At 47.7% G+C, this 21125-nt stretch carries 14 protein-coding genes; all 14 read left to right on the top strand.

What is annotated here, in order from left to right; genetic code table 11:
- Nucleotides 1–176: 176 nt before the first annotated feature.
- The gene (purM, locus tag BK127_RS37220; protein WP_076237748.1) at nucleotides 177–1217 is read left to right on the top strand and encodes a phosphoribosylformylglycinamidine cyclo-ligase; all 1041 of its coding nucleotides are present in this window, start codon (nucleotides 177–179) and stop codon (nucleotides 1215–1217) included.
- Complete coding sequence (purN, locus tag BK127_RS37215; protein WP_076237747.1) at nucleotides 1214–1807, top strand: phosphoribosylglycinamide formyltransferase; 594 nt, start codon at nucleotides 1214–1216, stop codon at nucleotides 1805–1807. The genes purM and purN overlap by 4 nt, the downstream gene beginning before the upstream one ends.
- Before the next feature lie 141 nt (nucleotides 1808–1948).
- Nucleotides 1949–3127 carry a phosphoribosylaminoimidazolecarboxamide formyltransferase gene (locus BK127_RS37210; RefSeq protein ID WP_076237746.1) on the top strand — a complete coding sequence of 393 codons (1179 nt, stop codon included), beginning with the start codon at nucleotides 1949–1951 and terminating at the stop codon, nucleotides 3125–3127.
- Nucleotides 3128–3191: 64 nt separating this feature from the next.
- Nucleotides 3192–3923 (top strand): IMP cyclohydrolase, encoded by a 732-nt coding sequence (locus tag BK127_RS37205; protein ID WP_076237745.1) that lies wholly within the window; start codon nucleotides 3192–3194, stop codon nucleotides 3921–3923.
- A 31-nt stretch (nucleotides 3924–3954) separates the two neighbouring features.
- Entirely contained in the window at nucleotides 3955–5223 is a 1269-nt protein-coding gene (gene purD / locus BK127_RS37200) for a phosphoribosylamine--glycine ligase (RefSeq protein ID WP_076237744.1), read from the top strand.
- 148 nt (nucleotides 5224–5371) lie between these two features.
- Nucleotides 5372–6814 (top strand): extracellular solute-binding protein, encoded by a 1443-nt coding sequence (locus tag BK127_RS37195; RefSeq protein ID WP_076237743.1) that lies wholly within the window; start codon nucleotides 5372–5374, stop codon nucleotides 6812–6814.
- Nucleotides 6815–7079: 265 nt separating this feature from the next.
- Entirely contained in the window at nucleotides 7080–8165 is a 1086-nt protein-coding gene (locus BK127_RS37190; protein WP_076237742.1) for an SGNH/GDSL hydrolase family protein, read from the top strand.
- A complete protein-coding gene (locus BK127_RS37185) occupies nucleotides 8162–9709 on the top strand; it encodes an extracellular solute-binding protein (RefSeq protein ID WP_076237741.1) in 1548 nt (515 codons plus the stop codon). Before BK127_RS37190 ends, BK127_RS37185 begins: the two co-directional genes overlap by 4 nt.
- Before the next feature lie 69 nt (nucleotides 9710–9778).
- On the top strand, nucleotides 9779–17101 hold the full coding sequence (locus BK127_RS45195; RefSeq protein WP_076237740.1) for a fibronectin type III domain-containing protein: 7323 nt from the start codon (nucleotides 9779–9781) through the stop codon (nucleotides 17099–17101).
- A gap of 143 nt (nucleotides 17102–17244) precedes the next feature.
- Nucleotides 17245–17676: an RrF2 family transcriptional regulator gene (locus tag BK127_RS37175; protein WP_076237739.1), complete on the top strand. Its 432-nt coding sequence runs from the start codon at nucleotides 17245–17247 to the stop codon at nucleotides 17674–17676.
- Nucleotides 17677–17870: 194 nt separating this feature from the next.
- Nucleotides 17871–18254 carry a hypothetical protein gene (locus tag BK127_RS37170; RefSeq protein WP_076237738.1) on the top strand — a complete coding sequence of 128 codons (384 nt, stop codon included), beginning with the start codon at nucleotides 17871–17873 and terminating at the stop codon, nucleotides 18252–18254.
- 31 nt (nucleotides 18255–18285) lie between these two features.
- Nucleotides 18286–18606, top strand: a complete 321-nt coding sequence (gene trxA, locus BK127_RS37165; RefSeq protein ID WP_076237737.1) for a thioredoxin — start codon at nucleotides 18286–18288, stop codon at nucleotides 18604–18606.
- A gap of 273 nt (nucleotides 18607–18879) precedes the next feature.
- Nucleotides 18880–19737, top strand: coding sequence for a sugar phosphate isomerase/epimerase family protein (locus BK127_RS37160; RefSeq protein ID WP_076237736.1), 858 nt, complete (start codon nucleotides 18880–18882; stop codon nucleotides 19735–19737).
- A 254-nt stretch (nucleotides 19738–19991) separates the two neighbouring features.
- Complete coding sequence (locus BK127_RS37155; protein ID WP_144026672.1) at nucleotides 19992–21089, top strand: DUF3048 domain-containing protein; 1098 nt, start codon at nucleotides 19992–19994, stop codon at nucleotides 21087–21089.
- Nucleotides 21090–21125 lie beyond the last annotated feature (36 nt).

Raw genomic sequence — 21125 nt, 5'->3', positions numbered from 1 at the left:
GCCTTTGAAAATGGGTTATCACCACCAAGTCTAATCACAATAACCCATTTTCAACAGCGGCCGCAGACAAGCAGCACAGCCCGGAGCCGACCTTAGGCGATCAAGCATAATGCTCTTACTCCCATAATTGCGAACAGCCCAACCCTCCCACCAACCAAGTTAAAGGAGTGTAACAAGTGTCGGATGCATATAAAAAGGCCGGAGTCGATATCGCGGCTGGTAATGAAGCAGTTGAACGGATGAAAAAACACGTAAAAACCACATTTCGTCCCGAGGTTCTAACGGAGTTGGGTGGATTTGGTGGGCTTTTTGGATTGAATAAGGATAAGTACGACGAGCCGGTACTGGTATCAGGTACGGATGGCGTAGGAACGAAGCTCAAGATTGCTTTTGCTATGGACAAGCATGATACGATTGGTATTGATGCTGTAGCGATGTGTGTTAACGATATTATTGTACAGGGTGCAGAGCCTTTATTTTTCCTAGATTATTTGGCTTGTGATAAAGTCATCCCAGAAAAAATCGAATCGATTATCAAAGGGATCAGCGATGGCTGCGTTCAGGCAGGCTGTGCATTAATCGGCGGCGAAACGGCTGAAATGCCGGGTATGTATGCGGAAGGCGAATATGATATTGCCGGCTTCACGGTCGGTATCGTTGATAAAAAGAAAGTCATTGACGGCTCCACAATCCGTCCGGGTGATGTAGTACTGGGTCTTGCTTCAAGTGGCGTGCACAGCAATGGTTTCTCTCTAGTTCGCAAGCTGTTGTTAGAGGAAAAAGGCTACAGCCTGCATGACACCATTGACGCATTGGGCGGCAAGCTGGGTGATGTGGTGCTGGAACCAACCAAGATTTATGTCAAATCCGTACTTGCTGCATTGCAAAAGGTTGAGCTTAAAGGCTTGGCGCATATTACAGGTGGCGGTTTTATCGAAAATATTCCGCGGATGCTGCCTGCTGATGTCAATGTAGAAATCAATTATGGCTCTTGGCCGATTTTGCCGATTTTCCAGCTGCTGCAGGAAACAGGTGCAATCAGCAATAACGATATGTTCCGTACCTTCAATATGGGTATTGGCATGGTAATCATCGTGCCAGAACAGCAGGCTGCAGAAGCCACAGCTATTTTTGCTGAGCAGGGTGAGCAGGTGTATACGCTGGGTCATGTAACCTCAGGAGATCGGGTGGTTACGTTTAGCGGAGCCGTTGTATGAGTAAGTCCTTTCGCATTGCCGTGTTCGCTTCCGGGAGCGGGTCCAATTTCCAGGCTATTGCGGATGCGGTGAATGCTGGCAGGCTCGATGTTCACATCGGGCTTCTTGTCTGTGACCGCCCCAAGGCACAGGTAGTGGAGCGGGCGAACAAGCTTGGGATACCTACATTTGTGTTCCGGGCGAAGGATTATGCAAGCAGAGAGCAGTATGAACGAGAGATTGTACAGCGGCTAGAGGAAGAGCAGATCGATCTGGTTGTAATGGCAGGCTATATGAGATTGATTACATCTGTGCTTGTCGAGCCTTGGTATGGGAGGCTGATTAATGTTCACCCTTCCTTGCTTCCTGCATTTCCAGGTCTGGATGCTATCAAGCAGGCGTTGAATTACGGGGTAAAAGTAACCGGAGTCACGGTACATTATGTAGATGGCGGCATGGATACAGGACCGATAATAGCCCAGCAAAGCCTGGACATTACTCCGGAGGATACAGAAGAAAGCTTGGCAGCGCGTATACACCCAATCGAGCATGTGCTGCTGCCGCAGGTCATTGCACAGATTGCAGCTGGAAAAATAAAGCTGAACCCATAGCTTCCACCATAAGAACAAGATTCAATGGAAGCTCGTTAAAAGGTTCTACTGCAGTATTTATCAATAAGCTATTGAGTTCAAATGTTCCATCTATATAAAGCCAGTTCCACCAATACAGCTGCATAGGAAAGGAATTAAACGATGAGTAACCCTAACGAAATCCATTTGCGATACGGTATGAATCCGCACCAAAAAGAAGCCAAGATCTACAGCGAGAACGGCAACCTGCCGCTGCGTGTTGTCAACGGTGACCCAGGCTTCATCAATCTGCTGGATGCTTTAAACAGCTATCAGCTGGCTCGTGAGCTGCGCTTGGCTACAGGTCTTCCAGCCGCTGCTTCCTTCAAGCATGTAAGCCCTGCAGGAGCGGCTGTATATGCCCCTCTTAGCCCAGAGCTGGCGAAGGCTTACTTTGTAGAAGGCTTGGAGCTGTCTCCCCTGGCAACTGCTTATGCAAGAGCGAGAGGTGCTGACAGGATGTCTTCCTTCGGAGATTGCGCGGCGCTAAGCGATATCGTGGATGCATCCACGGCACGTTTGCTGAAACGTGAGGTTTCCGATCTCGTTGTAGCTCCTGGCTACACGGAAGAAGCTTTGGAGATTCTGCGTTCGAAGAAAAAAGGCGGGTTTTTGGTTCTTGAGATCGATCCGGAATATGCAGCTGCACCTATCGAGAAGCGTAATCTGTTTGGCATGACCCTGGAGCAGCAGCGCAATAATGCCGTGATTGACAGCTCAGTACTGACTCACATTGTAACGAACAATAAAGAGCTTCCAGAAGAAGCAAAACGCGATATGCTGATTGCCCTGATCACTTTGAAATATACTCAATCCAACTCGATTTGCTATACTTTGGACGGTCAAACCATTGGTATTGGTGCGGGTCAGCAGTCCAGAATTCATTGTACTCGTCTTGCTGGTGATAAAACCGACCGTTGGTTCCTGCGTCAGCATCCGGCAGCACTTGCCATGAAATTCCGTCCTGGTATTACCCGTCCTGAACAAAACAATGCAATTGATCTGTGGCTGGAGGAGGAAGTAACCTCTTTTGAAAACGCCAGCTGGGAGCAATATTTTGAGGAAGTACCTGTTCGTCTGACTCGTGAAGAGAAACGCGAATGGTTGAATAAGCTGCAAGGCGTTACTTTTGGTTCGGATGCCTTCCTGCCGTTCCGTGACAATTTGGACCGTGCAAGCCGCAGTGGTGTGAAATACGTCGTTCAAGCTGGAAGCTCGATGCGTGACGAGGAAGTCGTCCAAGCTGCTAATGATTACAACATGGTTATGACCTATTCCGGCGTTCGTTTATTCCATCACTAAAATATACAGCCAGTAAATATTCATACAGCAGATATCGATTTAATTATAAGGGGGATCTATCTAAGTGACTGCAAATGAAAAGCTTACAGCTGAGCACAACCTGGAAGGTTTGCAACACAATCCGTATCCGGGCCGGGGAATTGTAATTGGTCTGACACCAGATGGCACCAAGCTTGTCCAGGTATATTGGATTATGGGGCGCAGCGTGAACAGCCGCAATCGGATTTTTGTCCAAGAGGAGAATGGTTTTCTGCGTACAGAAGCCAAGGATCCTGCGCTATTGACCGATCCTTCACTTATTATTTATTATCCACTCAAGCACACCGAGGGCTCGCACATTGTAACCAATGGTGATCAAACCGATACGATCTATGATGCTTTGCTTGCAGGAGGTACTTTTGAGCAGGCATTAACGACAAGAACCTTTGAACCGGACGCACCAAACTACACACCGCGTATTTCCGGACTCATCGAACTGAACAATCCACATTGTCAGTACAAGCTGTCCATCTTGAAATCCAATGTAGGCAATCCTGAGCAAACGTTCCGTCAATTTTTCCATTACGAGCAGGCAATTGCAGGCTACGGACACTGCATCCACACGTATTCCGAAGACGGCGATCCATTGCCATCGTTCCAGGGTGAGCCGAAGCTGGTTCCTGTATATGACAATATCGACCAGACCTTGCATGCTTACTGGGATCGGTTGAATGAAGATAACAAAATTTCACTGCTGGTCAAAACCATTCAGCTCGATAATGGCCAAACGGAATTAAAAGTCATTAATAAGCAGTAATCTTGAGCATAGTGATTAGGAGGGATGTAAAGTGCGGATTTTAGTTGTAGGCGGTGGTGGCAGGGAGCATGCGATCTGCTGGGCACTGAAAAAAAGCCCCAAGGTACGTGAGCTTTACTGTGCGCCAGGTAACGGAGGAATCGCCGGAGTAGCGGAATGCGTACCGATCCAGGTGAATCAATTCGCGGAAATCGCTGAATTTGCAGTGGATCATGCGATCGATCTCATCGTTATCGGCCCTGATGACCCTTTATCTGAGGGAATCGTCGATTTCCTTGAAGCAAAACAGTTAACTGTGTTCGGCCCGCGTCAAAATGCAGCAATTATTGAGTCGAGTAAAGTATTTTCCAAGGAATTATTTAAAAAATATCATATTCCAACAGCAGCCTACGAGTCTTTTGATAATTACGAAGCAGCGCTAGCCTACCTGCACAGTCAGCAAATTCCGATTGTTATTAAAGCAGATGGTTTGGCTGCAGGCAAAGGTGTCATTATCCCTCACTCCATGGAGGAAGCAGAGAAGGCACTTCATGATATTATGGTTGCCAAAATCTTTGGCGAGTCCGGTAATCAGGTTGTGATTGAGGAATTTATGACCGGTCAGGAAATGTCGATTTTATCGTTCGTTGATGGCAATGTAGTACGTCCGATGGTTGCTGCTCAAGATCATAAAACGGTGTTTGACAATGATAAAGGTCCAAATACAGGGGGCATGGGTACATACTCACCGCTGCCGCATATCGATCCGTCTGTGATCGAAGAAGCGATTGAGAAGATCATTAAGCCGACAGCAGCGGCAATGGTTAGTGAAGGCCGTCCGTTCCGCGGCATCCTGTTCGCCGGTCTGATGCTCACTCCGCAAGGACCGAGGACGATTGAGTTCAATGCACGTTTTGGCGATCCAGAGGCGCAGGTCGTTCTGCCGCGGCTCAAAACCGATTTGCTGGACATTTTTCTGGCAGCGATTAATGGTCATTTGGGACAAATGGATATTCAGTGGAGTGACGAAGCCGCAGTATGTGTGGTTATCGCGTCTGAAGGGTATCCGGGTCCTTATCCTAAGGGTCTGCCGATTGAAGGGCTGGACGATGTTCAGGATGCACTTGTATTCCATGCGGGTACAGCACTGAAGGATAACCAGATTGTTACTAATGGAGGCCGTGTGCTCGGTGTTACGGCACTGGGAAGCGATATTGCGGATGCTCGTGCAAAGGCTTATGCAGCCGTTGAGCGCATCACGTTCCCCGGCAAGCACAGCCGTACTGATATAGCGAAGAAAGCACTGGTCGTACAACCATAATAAAAGCAAGAAGGCGGGAGCAATTCCGTCTTCTTTTTTTTGATGCCCAGTTGTGACATACATGGTGAAGGTATAACGATTTGGTGTATGATGATACAAATGGGTGATTTCAATTGAAAGCGCTAGCCTGTACATAGTGAGGTACAATATGGAAAAAAGAATAAGCCGTAAAAATTTTCGGGTGCGATTGGATGAGATGATTGCGACCCTGCGTCAGGAAATCATATCAGGCCAAACCGCTATCGGTGAGTATTTGCCATCCGAAAGTGATCTGGAAAAGCGATTCAGCCTCAGCAACGCATCGGTGCGCAATGGCCTGAAGGTATTGGTGCAAGAGGGCTTAATTGAGAAAATACCACGGGTGGGCAATCTTGTTAAACCTCCTTCCCCAGACCAGACGAGAACTATCAAATTTGGATATGTACACTCGATTGCAGCCCTTGTTGAGATGTCGGAGCTGTTGGCCGGTTTCAGCGAACAGTACCCGCACATCCGTGTAAAGCCTGTTGAGCTGCCCTCTGGGAGTTATGCCAAAGTGCTTAAGGAATACATGGAGTCTGGAATCCTGGATGTGGTACTTATTAATAACAACAATTTTCAGGATTTTCTGGAGAACGACTGCACGGACTTGCTGGAGCCTCTAAAGCCGGCGCAGCACTGCTACCCGTTGTTGCTGGATCCCTTTCGACAGGGTGAGCACACGCTGGTTCAGCCCTTTATATATTCGCCGGTCGTGCTGTGCTACAATAAACAGCATTTTGAGCAGTCGCAGGTTCCATTCCCGGACAGCAGCTGGACCTGGCACGATCTTTTCGAATATGGTCACCAGCTGGCTGTGAACGAGGATCGATTCGGTTTTTATTTTTATTTGCCTTCTCTTAATCGGTGGCCGATCTTTATTCTTCAGAGCGGTCGAGTATTTGAAGCAGATGAGAATGGGAGGTATAGCTTGTCTGATAACAAGCTGCTGGACGGCTTGGACAGCTGCCGCGAGCTGCTGGCCATGTCCGATGTGTTTCCAAGAATTCTCTCCGAAAGCAACGCCGATGCGGAAGCCTTGTTTTTGGAAGGAAAAGTATCGGTTATTATGACGACCTACTATTTTTTGAATCAGCTCCGACAATCATCGATTCCCTTTGATATTTCGCCTTTACCAGGGCTGCAGGATACGAGCACGCTGCTGATCATTAATGGCTTGGCTGTAAACAGCAGATCTCGGGATAAAGAAGCAGCCGGATTGCTGGTTGATTATCTTGGCTCCTACGAGACACAGCTCATCGTTCGCCGCAAGACACTGAATATCTCAGCTCATCGCCACGCCATGGAATGGGAAGGAGAAGAATCGGTATACCGACCTTCCCGATTTTACATGTATCGCGAGATTTTTCCGACCTTGCGGCTCATTACCGAGCTGGGGCTGGAGAATGCCCAGTTCAGGGCGATTCAGCGGGAAGTCATGATGTTTCTGTCAGGATTGCAGGATCGTCAAACGATGAGTGAACGTCTGGAGGGGATACTTACTGAAGCGAAAAAGAAGCCTAAGTTAACTGCAAACCACACGTTGGTGTCCGATGAGCGGCCCAAGGTGTGAAGTGCATGAAGCTGCTGATAAGGCAGCACATAGAGAGACCGTCCGAGGCACTTCGGACGGTCTTTGTTAGTTCGCGGCTGAACGAGTGCAAAGGGCTTCACGGTTATGAATAAGGAATCGAAAATAAGATATACAATCATATTTGACTCATAAAATCACAAGTCGACCTAAAAATAACCAATTGACTGCATTTTTAAATGTGAAATACTATAGATATGAGTTAGATGTAGGTCAATAAATAAAAAATGTTGGAGTGGTCATGAATATGCTGCATCAAAACATCTATTTCCATAATGTTACCGAGCTGGAAACATCGCCTCATACACCTGGTTGGAAATTACAGCGGTTCCCGAAGGAGGTTCGATATTCATTAGAGGAGAAGGGCAGGACGAAGGCTGTACAATCCAATGGCTGTGAGCTGCGATTTGTGACTGATGCCAAGCATGTACGCGTTATGGTGTCTTCGCAGGAAGCGGACGGTCAAGTGCTGGTGTTCAAAGGGGACTTCCTTCATTCCTCCCATCAGCTGAAAGCGGGGGTGATTCATACACTTCAATTGGAAGCTCCGGAAAGGTTCCCCGACGTGCATCCAGAAGTGCTGAATAATTCCGCATTTTCATCGAAGGTATGGCGTGTTTTTTTTGAAAGATTTAATGGTGTATTCCATGGGATTGAAGCGTTCGGATTCGAAGTGCGTCCACCGTTGCCACACGAAATCCCCCGTTTGACGATGTTCGCGTACGGTTCTTCGATCACGCAGGGGGCCGGTGCGTTAAGCAATTACAACTGTTACGTCCAGCAGACGGGAAGGCGTCTGGGGATCGACGTTCTGAATCTCGGTCTGAGTGGTTCTTGCTATTGCGAGCAAGGGCTGGCAGATCATATTGCGGAGCGAGATGACTGGGATATCGGTTTTCTTGAAATCGGTGTCAATATGCGCGGCGTATACACAGTCGAGGAATTCCAACAAAGGGCTGTTTATTTGTTGGACCGGATCATTGAACGGCATCCGGAAAAGCCGTTGTTTGTGACCACGATGTATCCGAATCGGGCCACGTACAGCCAGGAGGGAAGTGCGATATTTGCTTACAGGGACAGTGAGCAGCAATTTAATGACGTGTTGATACGGTATGCCGCCGATAAAAAGCATGCAAACCTGCAGCTGCTGCAAGGGGAGCAGATCATGAGCGATTTCACTTCGCTTACCAGTGACTTGATTCACCCATCGGATTATGGCCATATACGGATGGCGGAAGCACTCTCCGGTATGATTCAACCTGTAATAGACAGGCTTCGTACCGAGCAGATCCAATTAACTATGAATACAACCTATAGAGGAGGCTCCATATGAAAAAGCTTTTAACAATTGTAAGCGTTCTCTCGATTGCGTCAACAACTATTGGCTGCTCGCAAGCAGGCGACAAGGCAGCCGAAGGTACTGCGGGACCACAAGGAAAGGCCGCTTTCTCAATCTCTTTCAGATCGGGCAATATCTCTTATGCGGAGCAGCATCCCAACATTAACGAAGAAAAGTGGGTTAAGCGGCTGGAGGCGTTAACGAATACGGATCTGGATATACGGCTCATGCCGCATAAGGAATTTGACCAGAAAATGATTCAGATGTTCGCCATTAACGATATTCCCGATGTCGTGCAGGCAAGCTCCGGCTTGAACAATCCACAGCTTGCCGGTGCTGTGAAGGCCGGAGTATTCATGCCGCTGAACGATTTGCTGGCCAAGCATGGGCAGAATCTGTTGAAGAAAATACCGAAGGACGCCTGGGATACGGAAACGGATGCCAAAGGCAACATTTACGGGATTCCCGAATGGCTGTCTAATCCCGCTCGCAGAGCAACATGGATTCGGTCTGATTTACTGGAGAAGACCGGACTGCCGGAACCGAAGACGGTTGAGGATTATTTGAATGTCATGAGAGCGTTCAAGAAGCTGGGAGTCGAAAATCCTTTTATGGGCCGGGAGGATTTTGTATATTCCGATGCTTTTTATGGTGCGTATGATGTATTTGGCAACTTTTTTATGAAGCAGGGTGACCAGGTCGTTCCGAAGTTTTTTAATGTGGACGGTATGCAGAAGGCGATTCAAACGTATAAAACGATGCTTGATGAGGGCCTGATCAATAAGGAATTTGCTACGATCAACCCAACTCGCTTCAAAAATGACATCATCGCAGGAAAAGCCGGAATCTGGAATATGAACGCCAATCTGCTAATTCAATGGGATTCACAGCTTAAGGAAAGTAATCCGAGTGCCCAAATGAAATTAATTGCATCTCCAACCGGACCCGACGGCAAGGGAGGACTCAGGCTTGTCGGCAAAGTGACCAGAGCCTATCTAATTAATAAAAATGCAAAGGACCCGGCGGGCATCATTAAATTTTTTGATTGGATGGTCAGTGATGAGGCGGAGAAATTTTTTACCTTTGGTGTCAAGGGAGAAAATTATACCGAAGAAAACGGCAAAATCAATTACAAAACCCCGGCAACAGCTGCAGAGGTTGATGAGGAAACGTATCGACAAACGCTGCTGTGGCTCGTTCAGGATACAACGTACAACAAAGGATCATTAAGTCTGACCCCGGAAGGCCAGAATCTGATGAAGCTGTATGATACGGTTCTTGCCAAGGAAGGCCGTGATGGTATTCAATTCGATCCTCAACTGCAGGCGTATGCCAAAAATCCGGACATCGCTCCTACAGGAGACAAATTGCCACCTGTTATCCTGACCCATGTTCTCAAAATGGTATATGGCAAAGAGCCGATCTCGGATTACCCGAAGGTGTTGGAGGAGTGGAAGCAAAAGGGCGGCAATAGTGTGATCCAGGAAGCTACGGAAAGAGTGAAGAATAATGAAGGCGTCATTCAGTCGAAACGATAAGAACAAATATTATCATCGAGAATGGCTCTCATCTGTAAAAGGGCAGGTACCTGAAGAGGAGGTTTGTGTATGAAGCTATGGATTCGTGATGGCATTTTCAAAGCTTTGTTATCCGCACTGTTGGTTATTACATTAATTTGTCCACAGATGGATCTGAAAGCGGTTTCGGCAGAAGCTGTTGACAAGCAGCTGTTTTATGATGGATTCGAATATGGGGATAATGTGACAGTGCCGACGGATACCACGCCATGGACTCAAGATGGAGGAACCAGTGTCGTCAAGACTGCGGCAAGTGGCAAACGGACGGGCAGCTATGGTGCCAAAATAGATTCCAAGGACTCGCTAACGCTGCATTTGAGCACTGTAGGCTATAAGGATATCTACGTGAGCTATTGGTATAAAGCCAGCAGTGTAACGGCTGGGGGCATCAAGGCAGAATATTCGGTGGATGGTGGTACGAACTGGTTATTGCTGCAATCGATTACGGCCAACCAGAGTACATTTGTGCAGAAATCCTATACGCTCAGCGCACCGGCGTATACATCGGCCGACAATCTTGCAGACGTCAGGGTGCGTTTTCGAGTAGACTCAAGCATCACCCTTGCGGGAAATATTTATTTGGACGATGTTGAGGTCAGGGGAACGTCTATGACGGAGGCACCTCCATTGCCAGACCCGGAAGGACCGGAGCTTGAGATTTATACAGAAAATTTTGATGATCCCGACAATTTCGGATCAAGCGGAGGCGTTGTGATTCCAGCGCCATGGGTGCAGGAAGGTGCCAATGGGAGCGCAGCCAAGACATCTTCATCATCAAGTGCCCCTTCTTTACCGAATATGGTCAAAATGGATAGCATCGATGCATTGGCACTACCGCTCGATTTAACTGGATATGGCAACATCAAGCTGAGCTATTACACGAGAGCATCCTCCTATACGGCCGGAAGCATCATTACCGAATGGTCTGCTAATGGAGGCGTGACCTGGACAACACTTGAAGAGTATAAGCTGCCAGCAGGAACGACCAGCGAGCCCAATACCCAAAAGCTCTGGACACTGGGAAAAGGAGCCAACAGCAATACGAGCGTCAAAATTCGGTTTCGGGTTGGAGATGCTGTAAGCGCCAATATGTATATCGACAGCGTGTCGATATCAGGTCAGGCGATTCCCGGTATTCCACCGGCAGCATCGCCGGTTCCTGTCACGCCGCCACCTACGGATCCGACTCCCTATATCCCTCCGGCAGGTGTGAAAATGTATGAGGATGTGCAGATTGGCACAGCAGGGACCCGGCCCCTCTATGCATCGATTGCAGTTCCTGATACAGCTCCGGCTGCGGCAATGCCCGTTATGGTATATATCCATGGAGGAGGCTGGAATCACGGAGACCGAAAGCAGGCGCTCAGCAACATTAGCAGCTATGTCGCCAAGCGTGGGTATATCGGTGTCTCGCTTGATTACAGGCTAACGCCTGAAGCGCCCTACCCGGCGCAAATTCAGGATGTAAAGCTTGCTATTCGATACTTAAGGGCAAATGCGGCGTTGTACCATCTTGATCCTTCCCGGATCGGAGTTTGGGGCTCATCCGCGGGAGGGCACCTGGCATCACTGCTGGGAACGACGGGAGATTTGATGACCACCGACCAAGTTCTTTTGGACAACGGGCATACGGTTCCTGTACCTGATCTTGAAGGCTCAGGCGGATGGCCGGAATACTCGGACAAAGTGCAGGCCGTAGCTGATTGGTTTGGACCTGCGGATTTTACGACTGAATTTGCCAACAGCTACAGCTCGGTGACAGCGCTTTTGGGTGGACGTAAGGCTTTCACTGTACCGGATGAGGCAAGGACAGCGATGCCCGGTACGTATGCGACTCCTGATGACCCACCCTTTTGGATTCGCCATGGAGATGCTGATGCAACCATTCCCTATACGGATAGTGTGAAGTTTGCTGGTCAACTGAGAGCGGCTGGAGTCAATGTTGTTGATTTCAGTCTTGTGCCGGGTCAAGGCCACGGTTTTACCGGAGATGCATCGGATCAAGCGAATGCCGAAGCCTGGGTTTTTATGGATAATTATGTGAAGAATCGAACCGTTACGGAGCCTATTATATATAAAACGGGAAATCCGCCTTCTGGAAACCCTTCGATCACTTTGAATAAGACATCACTTACACTAGCACCGAATGCATCAAGCGAGCTTACCGCAATCGTAACACCCGCTGACCCATCGGGCTCAGCATTCATCTGGACGTCTTCAGACAGCCATGTGGCAGCGGTAGTATCTAGCGGGCCTGCAGCTGCCACTGTAACCGCGTTAAGTCCTGGCAAGGCGATAATAAGAGCAGCATCGACGGTCTCTCAGCAGGTATACGCGGAGAGTGAGATTACGGTTACCGAGTCGCCTGTCGATCCAGGCAATATCGTTTACTTGGATAAAGGGAGCCTGACGCCGACGGATGACGCAGTCATTGACAGCAGCAAGGCCACTACCAATTATGATTCCGCAACCGGCAGCAGTGCCGGACTATTCAGTGTTTCCTCTGGAGGCACGAACAAGAAGTACGTTTACTTCAAGTACGATGTTTCTGGATACAGCAGCCCGGATTACAAGTATACGTTTAACGTCGCTGCCAAAAAAGGTTCATCCAACACGGACGTGGCCTTATCCCTCTATGGCATCGAAGATACAGGGTGGACAGAATCGACACTGACCTGGAGTAATGCGCCCTTAACGAATTTGGCTTCTGCGTCTTACATTGACAAATTTACGGTTACAACCGATAACACGGGCAGTCCGCAATTATATAGTGTGGATGTATCAGCCTACGTGAGAAGCAAGTTGTCCATGGGCGGCAAGGTAGCTTTTGTACTTGCGGATGCTTCGAACACAGGGATTTCTTTAAACATATACTCCAAGGAAGCGAATGGCACGAGCAATCCGCGGCCGAAGCTTGTTGTGCAGGAGCCTGTCGATCTTTCAAGCGATAAGGAGCCGCCATCATGGCCGAGCGGCAGCAGCTTGTCCGCAGCTAATTTGGGTACGGACTTCATTCATTTGTCATGGCCTGCAGCTACCGATAACAAAGCGGTAACGCAGTACCGGATCTACAAAAATGATGTATTGCTGACTACCGTTAGCGGAACAGCATATAATGTCACGGGACTAATCCCTGGGACGGCCTATACCTTCAAGGTAGAAGCCGGAGATCTCTCAAATAACTTTACTCCGTCACCGCTAACCTTGAGCAGGACGACATTATCAGCACCTATTACGCCGATTCCAGTCGAGGGTGTAGTGGCAGGAGGCAGTGACGGCAATATAGAGATCAATACTATCGATAACAATTTGTTCACCCGCTGGTCAGCTTCCGGAGATGGACAGTGGATACTGTATGATTTGGGTGAAAGCAAGCGAATTGGCTATTTAGGAATTGCATTTTACAAGGGTGACCTACGTGCAACAAATCTAGCCATTGAAACGTCTGACGATGGGAAGGTCTGGTCAGAACGGTTTGCGGGTTCGAGTAATGGCAAAACGACCGACATGCAGGCGTTTGATATACCGGATCAGGATGCGAGATATGTGCGGATTGTCGGTCGCGGCAATTCGGATGGGAGTGCATTTACAAGCATAACCGAAGTGCATATTTACGCACCGTTTGCTAACGGAGACACACCGGTTGCGAGCATTCCTTATTTTATTCCGGGTCCTCCCCCGGGTGCTGTGCCCTTTACAGTACCAGGAATGAAAAATGCAGATGGCACGGAGCATCCCATTCATACGGCTCATGCAGTAACGGGCCGAACGCTCAATGTGCTTGATTATGGCGCGAATCCTGCCGACAATGCAGCTGACGATCGCCAAGCGATTCAGGCAGCGATTAATGCAGCTGTACCAGGCGATGAGGTGCTGCTGCCGAACGGAACCTACAATTTGAATTCGTCCCCCGATGGATTGATTAACTTAACGTTGAAGACGGGTGTTAATCTGCGTGGGGAGAGCCAGTCCGGGACTATTTTGAAAACAGCATTAAACAAAATCAAAAATAGTGCCATGCTCAAAGTGTCCGGACAGCATGATCTGATGATTTCCAATCTGACCTTAACGTCTACCTGGGACGGAGCGTATTCTACGGATCATAAAGTTAATAACCCAGCCTCAGGCGGGCCTGACAGCATGCTGGTCATTGCCAACTATGGAGATACACCTTCCTATAATGTAACGATGGATCATCTGATCGTGGAAAAGTTCACACGGATGGGCATACGGATTGATAATAGCCACGACGCGGTTGTCCGAAACAGTATCTTCCGTAATGCCACCGATGTCGGCCCTGGTGGTTCAGGCTACGGTGTTGCCATTCAAGGTACAGCTAAGGTCGATCGATTGGGCTTCGATAACGATACACGGTGGAATCTTGTAGAGAATTCATCCTTTGAAGGTCCTTACCTCCGGCATGGAGCTCTTATACAATTTGTCGCACATAACAATTTAATCAGAAACAATCTTTTTAGCAGAACCAAGCTGGATGCCATCGATCTTCATGGCGAGCTTGAATATTTAAATGAAATTTCAGGAAATACCATTACCGATATTTTTACCGGTGGGGCAGTGGGTCTCGGCAACACTGGGGGTACTGCGCCAAGCAACCATAGCAAATCGGGCCCTAAAAACTTTATTCACGATAATACGATCCGTAATACACGGGAAGGTGTCGTCGTGACGATGGGTACGCCGGATACGATCATTCACAACAATTTGATTGAGCTTACAACCAACATCGATGGAGCCGCGGGAATTCGGATATTGAATGGACCCGGCACTGTCATTACAAACAACCTCATTCGCGGGAACACGGCCAACGGCTATTGGGGCATCCTGCTGGAGCACGATAACGGAGATCAAAATGCCGGATATATTGGAGCGGGTGATCCAAGTCATGTACAGATCATCGGCAATACATTAACTGGGAATTCCAACGGTATTCAAATTAAATCGGGCACAGGCATCGAAGTACGCAGCAATACGGTGAACAGCCTCAATGTCAACTATGTGAAAAGCGAAAGCACACAGGTTGTCGAAGAGTGGCCGTCTGTGAACACGGATACAACACCACCATCCTGGGCAAATGGCCTGACGTTAAGTGCAGCGAATATTACAAAGACAGGGGCGGTGCTAAGCTGGCCCGCGGCAGTGGATAACATCGGCGTGAGCGGCTATAAGGTTTACAAGGACAGCGAGCTATTGACTACCGTGACGGGCACAACCTACAGCTACACGGTCAGCGGATTGAGCGCAGGCATGACGTACAGATTCAGTGTTAAAGCAACTGATGCCGCTGGCCTTGTTAGTCAGCCGCTCAACGTGAGTGTGACGACGGAGCAAGGGACAACGCCACCAATTGTGCCGCCAGCTGAGGGGGATTCCACACCACCATCCTGGCCAAATGGCCTGACGTTAAGTGCCGCGAACGTTACACAGACGGGGGCGGTGCTAAGCTGGCCCGCGGCAGTGGATAACATCGGCGTGAACGGCTATAAGGTTTACAAGGACAGCGTGCTGTTGGCTACGGTCACAGGAAACACCTACAGCTACACGGTCAGCGGATTGAGCGCAGGCATGACGTACAGTTTCAGTGTTAAAGCAACTGACGCTGCTGGTCTTGATAGCCAGCCGCTCAACGTGAGCGTGACAACGCAGCAAGGGACAACGCTTCCTCCGGTTGTACCGTCGGACACAACACCACCGTCCTGGCCGAGCGGAGCGCTGCTAAGCTTAACGAATGTCTCGCAGCGAAGCCTGACCTTAAGCTGGCCTGTAGCAGTTGATAATATAGGGGTTACAGCATATAGAATTATCCAGGATGGTGTATCATTAGAGACCATCAAAGAAACGAGTTATAACGTGACGGGATTAATCCCAAGCAAAACCTATGACTACAGTATTATCCCACTGGACGGAGCGGGAAATGCAGGCGGTGCGTTAACAGTTTCTGCAAGAACGATTCAGAATCGTTCGAATAATTCAATCTCCTCTGGCTCTGCCTCAGCTGGATCTGGTTCGGCTGCAGTCGGAGATAATACCAGCACCAGTGCACAAGTCGATGGCACTCCGGGACCTAAGGGTGCAGAAGTAGAAGGCTCAACGATTACGCTCATCCCAGAAAAATCCGCGGAGGGAGCAACGATAGACCATTTTATAGTGGATACAGCGGCGCTATCAAAAGCTTTGGAGAGCATTAAAGACAAAGATGCCTCCGATCAGATCATTTCAATACAAGTAAAAGGTACAGGAACAGCAGCCACCGTAGAGCTGCCGTCCGCAGCTATTCATGAAGCCATGCAGCATGTACCTAATGCCATGATCTCCATTCAATCCGGTACAGTTACCTATGACCTGCCCGTTAAGGTGATTGATATTACAGCGGCTGCTAAGGCTCTGGGAAGCGATACAAAAGATGTGCAAATCCATCTAACAATTGAAAAAGTAGCGGGTCAGATGGCTGATGAAGTACAACAAGGAGCGCTCCATGCAGGGCTCACTCTGGTAGGCGGCGACAAGCCTAAGATCATCCGGTTTGACTTAACTGCTTCAGCAGGCGGCAAAACCATGACGATTCATAGCTTTGCTTCCACCTACGTCTCAAGATCCATCACACTGGATCACAGCGTTGATTCAAGCAAAGCGACAGCGGTGCTGTATGACCCAGTGAACCACGAGATGACCTTTGTTCCGGCTGTTTTCAGCAGTGATAACGGAAGTGGAGGCACACAGATCATAATCAAAAATCATTCTAACAGCATCTATACCATTGTGGAGTCTAATAAAACGTTTATCGATGTAAACAATCATTGGGCTAAGGCTGATATAGAGCTTCTTGCAGCTAAGTTATTGGTTCGGGGGGAGACAGACACTACATTCGGTCCAGACCATACGATCACCCGTGCACAATTTGCAGCCTTGTTAGTTGGGGCGCTTGGACTTGGTTATGAGGCTCGAACCGATTTTGCCGATTTGAATGGGAGTGAGTGGTTTGCAGGCGCAGTGGGAGCTGCAGCACAAGCTGGTCTCGTCACGGGTTATGAAGATGGAACCTTTAAACCGGATACTGGGATAACCCGTGAACAAATGGCGTTGATGTTAGTGCGAGCCATGGCTATTGCCGGCAAAACTTATAATGAACAAGGAAATCGAACCGAATTATTATCGAAGTTTGACGACAAGGGTGAGATCAGCAGTTGGGCGCAATTGGCTGTTGCTCAAGCAGTCGGAGCGAGTATACTTAATGGACAGAGTGACAATAAGTTCGGTTCATTCGCGAATGCGACCCGAGCAGAGGCAGTAGTAATGTTAAAACGCTTTTTACAATTTGAAGGATTCATCAATTGAATATCCAGTGTTTCCCTCGCTTCCTAGTGAAGCGGGGGTGACTTTTGCAGAGGCAGTTTATCCTCTTGACAGAATCAACTGTAATCGATATAATAACAGTATAAGGTGAAGGCAGCAAGTAGTATCGTCAGGGAGGATATCTAATGAATAGCGAATTTACAATAGCGGTTCATAGTCTGACGCTTCTTGCTTACAAGCCTGAGCATATGGCAACCAGCGATATGATAGCACACAATGTTTGTACCCATCCGGCAAGAGTGCGCAAAGTCATGGCGCTGCTTCGCAAGCAAGGTTATGTTGGAGCAAAGGAAGGTATCGGCGGCGGATTTATTTTGAAATGCGAGCCTGATCAAGTCACATTGGGTGAGATTTATCAGCTAACTTCACTCGGCTCTGTGAAACCGGGTTGGTGTTCAGGTGATATTGAGCAGGAATGTATGGTTGCATGTAATATGGCTTCAGTTATGGAGGGTATTTTTATGAACGCAGAGCGTCAGATGATTGAGTACTTCAATCAGTGGACCATACTTGATGTATTGATCCAGGTCCGTAAGGAACAGCAGAGTAAGACTTAGCGTATAATAAAGCCTGTATAGCATAGGCAAAACCAATGCTATTCTATACCTGAACTGTAACTGATATCATTATAGTTGTGGGTATTACATGCCTTCATGAAAATATTTACAATTTAACACTTTCTATTGATTAAACATAGGTTATAAATGGGTAATCTTGTAACAGAAAGATTTTGGAGGGGAGAGTGGCAAGCATGGAATGGGCAAAACAAACAATGATCGGCGTTGGGGACTGGGTTGGAGGGACCTCAATGGAGGACGAAAAAATTATCGGTTACGTAGATTCAATGGATGCGTATGGAATTGTGAAAGTGATGGTCACGCAGTCAGATCGTCAGGAAGCTGTCGGGCACACCGTCAACAGCAAGAGGTTCAAGCTGGAAAAGCTTGATGAATACACACCTACCAATGAGTCTGATGTACTCAGTATGATGGATTTGGCATTGATGACGAGGGATCAATTGTGGTTTGATGAGCTGGGCTCCACTCTCCGCAGCATTCAGTCCAAGAGACAGAATGATTCTTCCAAAGAAACGACAGGATTTAAGCATGCTTCAAGAAGAATAAAAATCGATTAATAATGAATCATATAAATAAGGAGTGATAGTTATGGCAATCGTAAAAGTAGCAGATGATAATTTTAAAGAAACCATTGGCCAGGATGGATTGGTACTCGTAGATTTCTGGGCGCCTTGGTGCGGTCCCTGCAAAATGATTGCACCCGTACTGGAAGAAATGAATGGGAAATTGGGAGACCAATTGACCATTGCCAAAATGAATGTTGACGATAACCCGGAAACTCCAGGAGCATATGGTATCATGAGTATTCCGACTCTCAAATTGTTCAAAAATGGTGTAGAGGTTTCCAGTGTAGTTGGCTTCAAACCGCTTCAGGATATGCTAGCATGGGTTGAACCACATTTGGCATAAATTTGTTACTATACTCACGGATTAATCATACTGTAAATCGCTATAATAGAAGTTGCCGGAGCCATCCAGCTGCCCTTTACAGAAGCAGCGGACACGGGTCCGGTTTTTGCCGTTTATTTCGGAATTAATAGCTACAAACTTGGACCAGAGCTGTGAAAATGGCATTCAAGTTAACTGAATATTCCGATTGTTCACGTTAACATAGATTAATTGTTTGCACTTTGCTATACTTTTAATCGTAGGATAAGTCCATAATAAGCTGGAGGGTTCGCCATGAAATTGTCCGTTTTCACCGTAGTAACGCCTGATTTGACACCGGAAGAGCTGGCAGTAGCCGCTAAGGAAGCAGGAATTGAAGGTATTGAGTGGCGTTTTAAAGAAGTACCACAGGATGCGAAAGATGAGTCGCCCTCTTTTTGGCGCAACAATCTGTGTTCCATAGATCCAGCAGCAACCGATGCTGAGCTGGAGCGGTTTGCCAGTGCTGCACGAGATAACGGATTGCAAACCGTTAGCGTTACTCCATACTTGCAAGCTGGAGATCTACAAAGCACAGAGCGTGTGCTGCAGGTAGCCCAAAAACTGGGTGCAAGTACGATCCGTGTTGGTGTTCCGAGCTATGATGGCACAAAGCATTATAACGAACTGTTCCAATTGGCTAGTGAGTATATCAAAGGTGTAGAGCCGTTGGCCAAGCAGTATGGCGTAAAATGCTTGGTTGAAACGCATCACAACACGATTACGGCGAGTGCTTCCGCGGCTTATCGGCTGGTTAGCAACTCGGATCCTGCTCATATTGGCGTCTTGTTTGATCCAGGCAACATGGTCCACGAGGGTTATGAGAATTTCCGCATGGGTATGGAGCTGTTGGGACCTTATCTGGCACATGTGCATATTAAAAATACAGGCTGGAAAAAGGCCGACGTACGTGAAGACGGATCGCAAGGTTGGGCTTCGTATTGGGAGCCGAATCTGCAAGGCATCGTGAACTGGCGTCAAGTATTAACAGATTTGAAGGCAGTGGGTTACGATGGCTATCTTGGTGTTGAGGATTTCAGCGGGTTGTACGGCTCGAAGGAATTATTAAAGAAATATGGCGAGCAAACGCGTGAAATATTGGCCAGCATTTAATTAATTAAGCAAAAACGCATACCATATGAGTGCAAAATAACCTTCCAAAATCACGTTTAAAGTGAAATTGGAGGGTTATTTGTTTTGAACTGCATTCCTGTTGTTGTTCTGGCTGGTGGAATTGGAGATAATAGAATTGGCTGAACAGTTGCCTTCAGCTTTTCTTAGCCCAACCGCAGTTCTTCGTTCTTATTTGGGTAATAAAGAGTACAATTTATTGATTACATCTGTACTTTGGAAGGAGGGATTGGAGTGTGGTTCAAAAAGTTGCTGTATCTCTGATCGTCTGCGGCGTATTGGCGATGGTTACAGCTTCATGCGGTATAAATAAGGATAAGCCTGCCGCTGTTGTTGTAGTACCTGCTCCTGATGAGACCGTCACGCATGAGTTTCGACCACCTGTTACAAACAAACCTCAACTTCCGGAATATGTGTGGCCACTCACGGGCACAAAAGCGCCAAGTGCAAGCACACATCGACCTTTTATGGTCATGGTTAATAATGCACCGCAAGCAAGACCCCAGTCCGGGCTCAGCTATGCAGACGTTTTGTTTGAAATACTGGCAGAGGGGGAAATCACTCGCTTGGTAGCCGTTTACCAAAGTAAACATTGGGATGGGCCAATTGGCCCAGTTCGAAGTATCCGTCCCTATTACATAAATTTGGGAAAAATGATGGACGCGGTACCTGTTCATGCAGGAGGAAGTCCGGATGCGTATACGGAATTATCAGCACAAAAACTCGAGCATATGGACGAAATTACGAATGCCGGACCTTTTTTTTGGCGGGACGCTAACCGTAAGGCGCCACATAATTTATATACCAGTCTGGACAACCTCGAAACCGGAGTTAGGAAAATGGGCATTCGAGAGCTCAGTCAGAATCTGCAGGCACAGGCGACATTCATGGCAGAAACTACTGCGGAAGCACATGAAAATCGTCTTACCCGAATCAACGTTACCTTTTTGCTAAATAACTATGTGGTTTCTTATCAATATGATCCAGAGAGCCGACTATATAAGCGATTTATCAACGATTCACCGCATTTGGATATATCTAACAATGTACAGTTAACCGCAGCCAACGTGGTTGTCATTGAGGCTGAGCATATTATTTTGGACGATGAGGGTCGTCGTGATGTTGGACTTGTTGGCAGCGGCAAGGGGTATCTGTTTCAGAGAGACAAGGTGCAATCCGTGAGATGGGAAAGATCAGTAGAACAGGACCGTTTCCATTTATTTCAAGAAAATCGGGAGCTTGGCTTATATCCAGGCACAACCCATGTGTTAGTTGTACCGAATAAACCGACATTCGAAGGACATATTGAGATTATTGCGCATGAAAAAAATTAAATGTCGCACAATAACTGTTGTGCGACATTTATATGC

The sequence above is a fragment of the Paenibacillus sp. FSL H7-0331 genome (assembly GCF_001956045.1).
The sequence above is the reverse complement of the archived record's forward strand: the minus strand, read 5'-3'. Positions and strand labels throughout refer to the sequence as shown.